The organism is Actinomycetospora sp. (assembly GCF_055612215.1).
Genome location: NZ_JBVPVA010000083.1, coordinates 1 through 8,858 on the forward strand (window position 1 = coordinate 1; position 8,858 = coordinate 8,858).

Consider the following 8,858-nt stretch of genomic DNA (forward strand, 5'->3'; position numbering starts at 1 on the left):
TCCCCGTCGGCGACCCCCCGGCGCTCACCGCGGCGCTGGACAAGCTGCTCTCGGACGACGAGGTCCGGGTGCACATCGGCGCCCGGGCGCGCGAGAGCGTGCGCACCTTCGGCGCCGACGCCTGGGCCGACCGGCTCGTGACCCTCTACCGGGAGCTGCTCCAGCGCTCCTCCAGCTGACCACGCCGACGACAAGGAAGGGCTCCCCATGGCCGACCGGAGCGAGCACGGCACCGTGCTGACCTACGACCCGATCGAGTTCCCGTTCTCGACGGTCGTCGCGAAGATCCTGGACACTCCCGACCTCGAGAAGATCCACGAGCTCGGGCGGCGCGCCGACGTCGACAACCACGACCAGGACTCCGACGACCACTCGCTCTTCTACCGCGAGTACGACCAGGTGCGGGACCTCTACGACCGCTTCCTCGTGGAGTGGATCCTCCCGCAGTACGGCGAGGACCTCGCGGTGCAGCGCGTGCCCACCTTCCGCGTGCACCGGCCCGGCAGCGTGGCCGTGAGCGAGTTCCACAAGGACTCCGACTACAACCACCAGCCGGCCACGCTGAACTACTGGCTGCCGCTGACCCGCGCCTACGGCACGAACTCGATGTGGATCGAGGACTCGCCGGGCAGCGACACCTACTCGCCGGCCGTCGTCGGGCCGGGCGAGGTGTTCCGGTTCGACGCGGTGAACAACCGCCACGGCAACTACGCCAACGACACCGACACCTCGCGCGTGAGCTTCGACTTCCGGGCCATCCCGCTGCGCCTGTTCGTCGACGAGGGCAAGTCCACGGTCAACGCCAAGCGCCGCATGGACCTCTCGGGGTACTACCGGAAGCTCGACGCGGACGGGACCTTCGGCAGCTGACCGAACCTCCCGCTCCCGGTGGCACGAGCCGCGCCACCGGGAGCGGTTGCGTCAGGCCGCGGGGTGGGCCTGCCGGGCCGACCGGGGGGCTCCGTGGCGACGGCGGACGTCCGCGATGACGTCCGCGAGGTGCCGCGCCTGGGTGGCGGTGGTGAAGCCGTCCTCGACGCGGCGGCGCCCGGCGGCGCCCATGGCGTCGGCACGGTCGGGGTCGCCGACGAGTTCGGCGATCGCGTCGGCCATGGCCGCGGTGTCCCCGGCGGGGACGACGAGGCCGTCGACGCCGTCCGCGAGGTAGTCGGCGAGCCCCTCGCTGGCGGTGACGACGTAGGGACGGCCGCAGGCCATCGCCTCGAGGATCACGGACATGCCGGAGCCGTGCAGGTTGGGGTGGGTGGCGACGGCGACCACCGCGGCATGGCCGTAGAAGGCAGGCCGTCGCGCCCCGAGATGGGTGCGGTGCACCACGCCGAGGTCCTCGGGCAGCCGGACGTCGAGGTGGGTCGCCACCTCGACACGGGTGCCGCCGCGCCGGGAGCGCACGGCCGCGACCGCGTCGATGAGGGTGGCGTGGTCGCGGTGCGGGTCGTCGCCGACGCTGACCACGAGATCCCGGTCGACCTCGACGAGGCCGGGCCGGAAGAAGGAGGCGTCGATCCCGAAGGGCACGAAGTAGACCCGGTCGGGATCCAGACCCCACGTGTCGACCAGCGGGGCCATCATGCACTCGGACTGCACGAACACGCCGTCCGCGCGACGCAGCGCATGACCCGCGCGACGCAGGAGCGAGTCCGGGAAGCGCTGCGGGTCCGAGAGCATCTGCACCCCGGTGAGCACCGGCGGGTGTCCCGGCCACCGGGCCAGCTCCGCCGCCGGGATACCGGTGAACTCGTCCCAGCACACGACGACGTCGGTGCCCCGCCGCACCCGGCCGGGCAGGGACAGCACGGCCTCGCCCCACTCGACCCCGTAGCTGCGTTCGCGCAGCCGTCGGAGGACCTTCTCCCGGAGCCCGCGGGGAACGGCGGGGCGGAAGTCCACGTCGACGCCGTAGTCGGCCAGCTCGTCGAGCCCGAACGGGTACCGGTGGGGGACCTCCCCGGCGTCGTGGCGCTGCGGCCACGCGTGCGCGTCCAGGTGGTGCACCAGCTCGATCCGAGCCTTGATCCGTCGGTCGTCCGCCATGCTCGCCAATCCCCTCACAACGTCACCAGCTCGGCGGCGAGCCGGCCGGCCTGCACGTCCGTGTCGTAGTGCTCCACCACGCGGCGCCTGCCGGCACTCCCCATCTCCGCGGCGCGCTGCGGATCGGTCAGCAACGAGTGCACGCACTCCGCCAACGCCGCCTCGTCCCCGACCGGGTACACCAGCCCCGTCTCCCCCGGCACCACGTACTCCGCCAGCCCCGGGGTGTCGGGGACGACGACGGGTCGCCCGCACGCCATGCCCTCCAACGTCACGGTCAGCCCGGACGCGTGCACGTTGGGCCGGGTCGCCACCGCCACGACCTGTGCGCGCCCGTACAGCGCCCGCACCTGGCCCTCGTGGAACCCGCGACGCACGGCGCCCAGCGACGCGGGGAGGTGCACGGGCAACCGGGTGGCGATCTCCAGCCGCGCGTCCGTCACGCGCTCCTGCACCGACCGCATCGCGGCGGCGAGCAGGGCGTGGTCGCGGTGGCGGTCGTTGCCGGCACTGACCACGAGGCCCGGCTCCGGCGAGGTGCCCGCCGGGGCGAAGAACTCGGTGTCGACCCCGAGCGGGATGTGGTGTGCCCGAGCCCTCGACACGCCCCATTCGGACACGAGCAACGGCACCATCGCCGACGACGACGCCCACACCAGACCGGCACGCGGCAGCACCCGCCGCGCCAGCCGTGCCATGAACGTGCTCGTCGGCTCGGGGTCGGTCAGCCACACCACGCCCGTCGCCACCGGGCGGTGCCCCACCACGCCCTCCCGCGCCAGTGCGGGCAGCCCCGTCCGTTCGTCCCAGCACAGCACGGCGTCCGCGCCGTCGCGGGCCGCCAGGGCCGCCGCCGCGTTCCAGCACTCCAGCCCGCCGGTGCGGTGCCGCAACGACCGTCCGACCCGCTCCGCGATCCTTCCGCGGCGCGGCGCACGGAACCGCACGTCGATGCCGTGGTGGGCGAGCTTGTCCAACCCGTACGGCCACCGGTCGGGGACCTCGCCGTCGGCGTGCCGCGTCGAGTGGACGACCGGGTCCAGGTCGTGCGCCAGCTCCAACCGGACCCGCGTCGCCACCGATCGTTCGGGGGCCGCGGCACGGTGCGCCGGGTGCGAGTCGCTCGGCTCAGTCGCCACGGGATCGACTCGGGAACGCACCTGCGGGCACCGGCTCACTCCTGCTTCGCAATCGGAAAGTCTTCCCATCGACACCGTCATCGACCCTAACGGGATCGTCACCCGGTCCGGTCGGCGCCCCCGGAGCCGAGGACCTCGTCGTGGGCGTCCCCGCCGGAACACCGGACCGGGATCAGTGCCGGCGGGGCGGGGCCACCATGTCGTCCACTCCCCGGGTCGCGCGCCAGCCGAGGACCGTCGCGATCCGCGACGCGTCCGCGACGACGCGGGCCGGGTCACCCGGGCGACGCGGCGCGATCCGGTGGGGCACGGGGCGGCCCTGCACCCGCTCGACGGCGGCCACGACCTGGAGCACGCTGGTGGGCTCGTTGCGCCCGACGTTGAGCGCGCCCGGCGAGGGCGCGGCGTCGTCGAGGAGGACCCGGGCGGCGGCCACGTGGGCCTCGGCGAGGTCCTCGACGTGCACGTAGTCGCGCAGGCAGGTCCCGTCCGGGGTCGGCCAGTCGTCGCCGTAGACGCTCAGCGGCTCGCCGGTCTCCGCCGCGCGCAGCACCAGGGGCAGCAGGTTCGTCGCGCCCCGGTCGGCGAGCTCCGGGGACGCCGCCCCCGCCACGTTGAAGTAGCGCAGCGCGGCCCAGCGCAGGCCGGCGGCCTCGGCGTGGCGGCGCGCCGCCCACTCCCCCGCGAGCTTGGTCTCGCCGTAGGGGCTCGTCGGCAGCGTCGGCTGGTCCTCGGCGACCGGCTCCGCGCCCGTCTCGCCGTACACCGCGGCGCTGGAGGAGTAGAGGACGCGACCGATCCCCGCCGCCGTCGCCGCCCGCAGCATCGCGACGGTGCCGCCGACGTTCTGCTCGTAGTAGTGCAGCGGCATCGCGACCGACTCGGGCACCGACTTCTTCGCGGCCAGGTGCACCACCCCGTCGACCCGGCGTCGGGCGACGAGCCCGGTGAGCACCGCGGGCAGGTCCGGGTCGAGCAGGCTCGTGCGCAGCAGCTCGACGTCGTCGGGCAGGCGCTCCGGGCGGCCGGTGGACAGGTCGTCCAGGACCACGGCATCGTGACCCGCCGCGCGCAGGGCCCGCAGCACGTGGGCGCCGATGTAGCCGGCCCCGCCGGTCAGCAGCCAGGTGCTCACCGGGCGGACCCTAGCCAGCCGCCGCGGCCACCCGTCGGGGCGCCCCCGTCGCCGACGTCGTCCGTCCGCCCACGAGTAGCATCCGAAACGATGAGCACCCGGTCCACCGCGATCGCGCGTGGCGTCGTCATCCAGGTGCTGGCGAAGTTCTCGGCCCTCCCGCTCTCGATGGTGACGATCGGCATCGCGACCCGCTACCTCGGATCCAACGGCTACGGCGTGATGGCCACCGCCGTCGTCTTCGCGCAGTCGTTCGAGGCGTTCACCGAGCTCGGGGTGGGCACGATCGTCGTCCGCCGGGTGACCGGCCACGGGGGCAACCTCGAGCGGCTCGTGGGGATGAACGTCTCGTTCTCCACGCTGTACGCCCTGCCCCTCGCGATCGTCGCGGGCGTCGCCGGCGTCGGCGTCTACTGGGGCGACCCGATCCAGCAGGGCGCGGTGCTCGTCCTCGCCATCGGACTGATCTTCACGACGATCTCGAGCTGCTACGAGCCGGTCTTCGACATCAAGGTCCGGTACTCCTCGGCGGCGTCGGCGGAGTTCCTCTCGCGGGTGCTGACGCTGTCCTCGGCCGCGTCCGTCGCCTACTTCGACCTCGGCCTGCTGGCGATGTGCGCCGTGCAGATCCTCCCGCAGGCGCTGCGGCTGGTCATCCAGTGGTGGGGCGCGCGGCGGCTCACCGACATCCGCTGGGTGGTCGACTGGCGGGCGATGGGGGGCCTGCTCAAGGAGGCCTTCCCGCTCACCCTCATCTCGATCATCGCGGTGCTGTACTGGCGGGCGGACGGCCTGATCCTCTCGATCCTGGCCCCCCCGGAACAGGTCTCCGGGTACTACACCGCGTTGCAGATCGCGTTCACGCTGACGCTGATCTCGTCGGTGTTCGAGAGCTCCGTGCTGTCCACGATCAACGAGACGTTCAACACCGATCGTCCCCGCTTCGCCCGCGCCGTCGACCAGGGCTATCGGTTCCTCCTGCTCGTCGGCTTCCCGATCGCGGTCATCGGCTGGCCGCTCGCGCACCGCATGGCCGACCTGGTCGGCGGCAAGGACGGCGTCGGTGCCTTCGCCGGGCCCCCGCTGCAGTTCTTCTTCATCGCCGTCGCGATGACGTTCCTCTCGGCGATCGTCTCCGACGGGCTCATCGCCGCGCGCGAACAGCGCTACCTGACGACGATGTCGACGATCAACCTCGTCGTGAACTGCGTCGGGAACATCATCCTCGTGCCCCTCCTCGGGGCGGTGGCCTGCGGGATCATGCTGCTGGTCACCGAGACGATCGGCGTCACCATGTCGCAGTGGCGGCTGCGCCGCCACGGCGTCCACCCGCTGCCGTTCGGCTACCTGTTGCGGCTCGTGCCCGCCGGCGCGCTCGCGCTCGGCGCCATCTGGCTCACCGAGGACCTGCCGCTGATCGTGCCGCTGGCCGCCGGCGGGATCGCCTACTTCGGGGGCGCGCTGCTCGTCGGCGCGATACCGGCGAGCATGCGGACCGCCCTGCTGGGCGCGCTGCGCCCGCGCAGCCTCGACCGCCTGGAGGCCGAGGCCGCCCGGGCCGGCGAGCAGGAGGGCCTCGGGGTCGCCCCCTCGGGACCGGTCGTCGGCCCCTTCGTCGACCCGGACGGCGTGCCGACCGGGCTGGACGCCGACACGACCGTGCTCCCGGAGACCGCTCGGGTCCCCGGCAGCCGCGCGGCCGCGGACGCCCTCGACGCCGAGACCACCCAGCTGAAGCCGGCCGCGATGGCGGCGTCCGGCCGGAACGGCGGGCGTCGCGACCCGTCCGGGAACTCCGACGTCACCGACCTGCCGACGATGGAGCTCGACCTGGCCGCCCTGCAGACGATCCGGATGCGCCAGCAGGGCAAGTACGTCGACCTGCGGGTCATCCGCCGGCGGTGACGCGCGGGGGCGGTCCCGGGGGATTTCGTCGCCCGTGCCACCATTCGGCCGCGCCGGGCCCGGTGGGGCGCCGGTACCGGCGGGCACGACGCCCCGCGGGGAGATCGGGAGCGTGCGAATGAGGATCCTCTGGCTGTCGCCCTGGCTGCGGACGCTCACCCGGGTCCAGGTCGACGCACTGGCCGACGCCGGTCACGCCACGCTCGTGGTCACCACCGACCAGCACTACGAGAAGGTCGTCGCGCGCCCCGACGAGCGCGTCCTCGACCCGGCGATCAAGGACCCCCGCACCCTGCCCCCGCTCGCGCGCGTGACGGCCGAGGCACGGCGCTTCGCCCCCGACGTCGTCGTGTCCGAGCTCATGCACGATCCGCGCTGGCTGCCGATGACGCGGCTCGCCCCGCTCGTCCACGTCGTCCACGACGACCGCCCGCACGACGCCAGCGAGGAGCGCCCCTGGCACCGCCGCGCGGTACTCGACCACCAGACGCGCACGGCCGCCGCCGTGGTCGCTCCGAGCGCCCACGTGGCGGCGGTGCTCTCGGCCCGCTTCGGGCGCCGGGTCGACGTCGTCCCGCTGACCTCCGACGTGCCCGAGGCGGACCTGCCTCCCGTCCCGGTGCCGGCCGCCCAGCGGCGCGACGTGGTGCTGCTCGGCCGGATGTCGCCCTACAAGAACGTGGCGGTGGCGCTGCGGGCGTGGGCCCGCCACACCGCGTCCCCGGCGTACGCCGGGGACCGGCTGCTCCTGCTCGGCAACGGCCCGCTGGACCGCGTGGAGCTGCCCGAGCACGTCGAGTGGCGTCGGGAGCACTTCGCCTACGCCGACGTGCTGCCCGTGCTCGCGCGGGCCAAGGCCTCGCTCGCCCACTACCGGCTGGCCACCCAGAGCGGGGTCCAGGTGCTCTCGATGCAGCTCGGGGTGCCGACGGTCGTGTCCGACTCCGGCGGTCTCCCCGAGTTCGCCGCGCCGGACCTGCCGCCCCTCGGGATCGACGACGTCGACGGCCTCGCGGGGCTGCTCGGCAGGCTGGCGGACCCGGGGACGGCCGCGGCGCTGGGGGCGGGGGCCCGGGAGCACTACGAGCGCCACTTCTCCGCCGACCGCGCGGCCGTGGCGTGGTCCGGGGTGTTCCAGCGGCTGGCGGCGGAGCGCCTCGGCGCCTGATCGGACACGTCCGCCCGGCCACCGGAGGCGGTGGCCGGGCGGAGCGGGAGCACTCGGCGAGCGGGACGACTGGGCGAGCGGGACGACTCAGTTGTCGCGGGAGCCGCGATCGGTCTCGGTCGCCGCGGAGGACCCGACGCGGTTGGGCGCGCCGTTCGTGCGCGGACGCGGCGTGGGGCTCGGCCCGCCCTTGCGGCGCATGTCCACGGCGACGGTGTCGGCGTCGAGGCCGGCCGGCCGCGCGGCCGGCGTCGGCCCGCCCTTTGCGGCCGGGGTCACCGCGGGGGTGCCCTTGGGCTTGATCGACACCGGCTTCCCCGGGGCGGGTCGGCGCGGGGTCATCGAGGACGTCCCGGTCGTGCCGACGGTGGTCGTCGGGGCGTCGGAGGACGGACCGGGACCGGGCTTCGCCGCGGGCGAGGGCGAGCCGGCTGCGGGCTTCGCCGACGGCATCGGGCCGCTGCCGCGGGAACCGTTCTGGCCCTGCGCGTTCTGGCCCTGCGCGTTCTGGCCCTGCGCGTTCTGGCCCTGCGCGGTCTGGCCCTGCGGAGTCGGGCCCTGCGCGTTCTGGCCCGACTTCGGACCGGGGGTCCCGTTCGCCGCTGTGGACCCGTTCGTCCCGCCCGACCCCCGTGACGCGGCCGTGGCACCCGCCGCAGCACCCGCTGCCGCGGGCTTCGCCCCCGACGATGGCGAGGCGTCCTTGCCGGGCGCACCCGACGAGCCGGGCGCACCCGACCCGGAGCCGCCGCCCGCGGGGCCCGAGCCGCCGACGCCGGGCGACGGGCGCCCGTTCTGACCGGCGGGCGACGGAGAGGGCTTGGCGGGGCCCGAGCCGGACGACTGCGGCCCGGAGCGGCCGGGGCCGCCCGGCTGGCCCGGCGAGGCCGGCTGGCCCGGCGAGCCCGCAGCACCACCGGGGGCGGTGCCTCCGACTCCGGGCTTCGGCGACGGCCCGGACGACTTCTGGCCGCCCTGCTGCCCCTGCTGCTGCGGCCCCTTCGGGGGCGTCGAGGCCGGGCCCTTCGCGGCGGCACCAGCTGCGGCGGCCGCCGCGGCGGCACCGGCAGCACCAGCGACACCGGCGTCCTTGCTCCCGCTCGAGCCGGGCTTCCCGCCGCCCTGACCGGGGCCGGCGGCTGCGGGCTGACCCGCCGCCGGTCCGGAGCCGGCGCCCTGGCTCGCGGGACCCTGGCTCCCGGGACCCTGGCCCCCGGAGCCCTGCGGGCCCGAGCGTTGCGCCGCGGGCTTCTGTGCGTCGGAGCCCTGACCACTCGAGCCCTTGGCCCCGGACCCGGACGGGCCCTTCGCTCCGGCCGAGCCCGCCGCGGCACCCGCCGCGCCGGCCGCGGCGGCGGCCCCTCCGGGGGCGCCCTCGCCGTCCCGGGACACGCGCTGCGTCGCCTCCGCCGACCCCGGCCCACCGGCGCTGCCCTTCAGCGGACCGATGGCCACC

6 protein-coding genes and 1 pseudogene are annotated in these 8,858 nt (G+C 75.1%); 3 read left to right on the plus strand and 4 right to left on the minus strand.

Going from position 1 to position 8,858, the window contains the following annotated elements; genetic code table 11:
- The first annotated feature begins 207 nt into the window (after window positions 1-207).
- Window positions 208-870: a hypothetical protein gene (locus AC0CYZ_RS01945; RefSeq protein ID WP_472211757.1), complete on the plus strand. Its 663-nt coding sequence runs from the start codon at window positions 208-210 to the stop codon at window positions 868-870.
- Between the two features lie 51 nt (window positions 871-921).
- Here the strand turns inward: AC0CYZ_RS01945 and AC0CYZ_RS01950 are convergent, their stop codons facing one another.
- The 3 genes from AC0CYZ_RS01950 to galE all read right to left on the minus strand — a co-directional run bounded on the left by AC0CYZ_RS01950 (window position 922) and on the right by galE (window position 4,329).
- Window positions 922-2,055 carry a glycosyltransferase family 4 protein gene (locus AC0CYZ_RS01950; protein WP_472211760.1) on the minus strand — a complete coding sequence of 378 codons (1,134 nt, stop codon included), beginning with the start codon at window positions 2,053-2,055 and terminating at the stop codon, window positions 922-924.
- 14 nt (window positions 2,056-2,069) lie between these two features.
- Complete coding sequence (locus tag AC0CYZ_RS01955; protein ID WP_472211763.1) at window positions 2,070-3,134, minus strand: glycosyltransferase family 4 protein; 1,065 nt, start codon at window positions 3,132-3,134, stop codon at window positions 2,070-2,072.
- 232 nt (window positions 3,135-3,366) lie between these two features.
- Entirely contained in the window at window positions 3,367-4,329 is a 963-nt protein-coding gene (galE, locus tag AC0CYZ_RS01960; protein ID WP_472211766.1) for a UDP-glucose 4-epimerase GalE, read from the minus strand.
- A gap of 90 nt (window positions 4,330-4,419) precedes the next feature.
- Here galE and AC0CYZ_RS01965 point away from each other — a divergent pair, with 90 nt between their 5' ends.
- Both AC0CYZ_RS01965 and AC0CYZ_RS01970 read left to right on the plus strand, forming a co-directional pair.
- Window positions 4,420-6,234, plus strand: a complete 1,815-nt coding sequence (locus AC0CYZ_RS01965; protein WP_472211769.1) for a flippase — start codon at window positions 4,420-4,422, stop codon at window positions 6,232-6,234.
- Window positions 6,235-6,352: 118 nt separating this feature from the next.
- Window positions 6,353-7,402 carry a glycosyltransferase family 4 protein gene (locus tag AC0CYZ_RS01970; protein ID WP_472211772.1) on the plus strand — a complete coding sequence of 350 codons (1,050 nt, stop codon included), beginning with the start codon at window positions 6,353-6,355 and terminating at the stop codon, window positions 7,400-7,402.
- Between the two features lie 87 nt (window positions 7,403-7,489).
- Here the strand turns inward: AC0CYZ_RS01970 and AC0CYZ_RS01975 are convergent.
- Window positions 7,490-8,858, minus strand: a pseudogene (locus AC0CYZ_RS01975) (hypothetical protein); the annotation flags it as partial.

Excerpts from the sequence above, each read along its gene's own strand:
- AC0CYZ_RS01945 (WP_472211757.1), top strand. The coding sequence starts at position 208 with ATGGCCGACCGGAGCGAGCACGGCACCGTGCTGACCTACGACCCGATC.
- AC0CYZ_RS01970 (WP_472211772.1), top strand. The coding sequence starts at position 6,353 with ATGAGGATCCTCTGGCTGTCGCCCTGGCTGCGGACGCTCACCCGGGTC.
- AC0CYZ_RS01965 (WP_472211769.1), top strand. The coding sequence starts at position 4,420 with ATGAGCACCCGGTCCACCGCGATCGCGCGTGGCGTCGTCATCCAGGTG.
- AC0CYZ_RS01950 (WP_472211760.1), bottom strand. The coding sequence starts at position 2,055 with ATGGCGGACGACCGACGGATCAAGGCTCGGATCGAGCTGGTGCACCAC.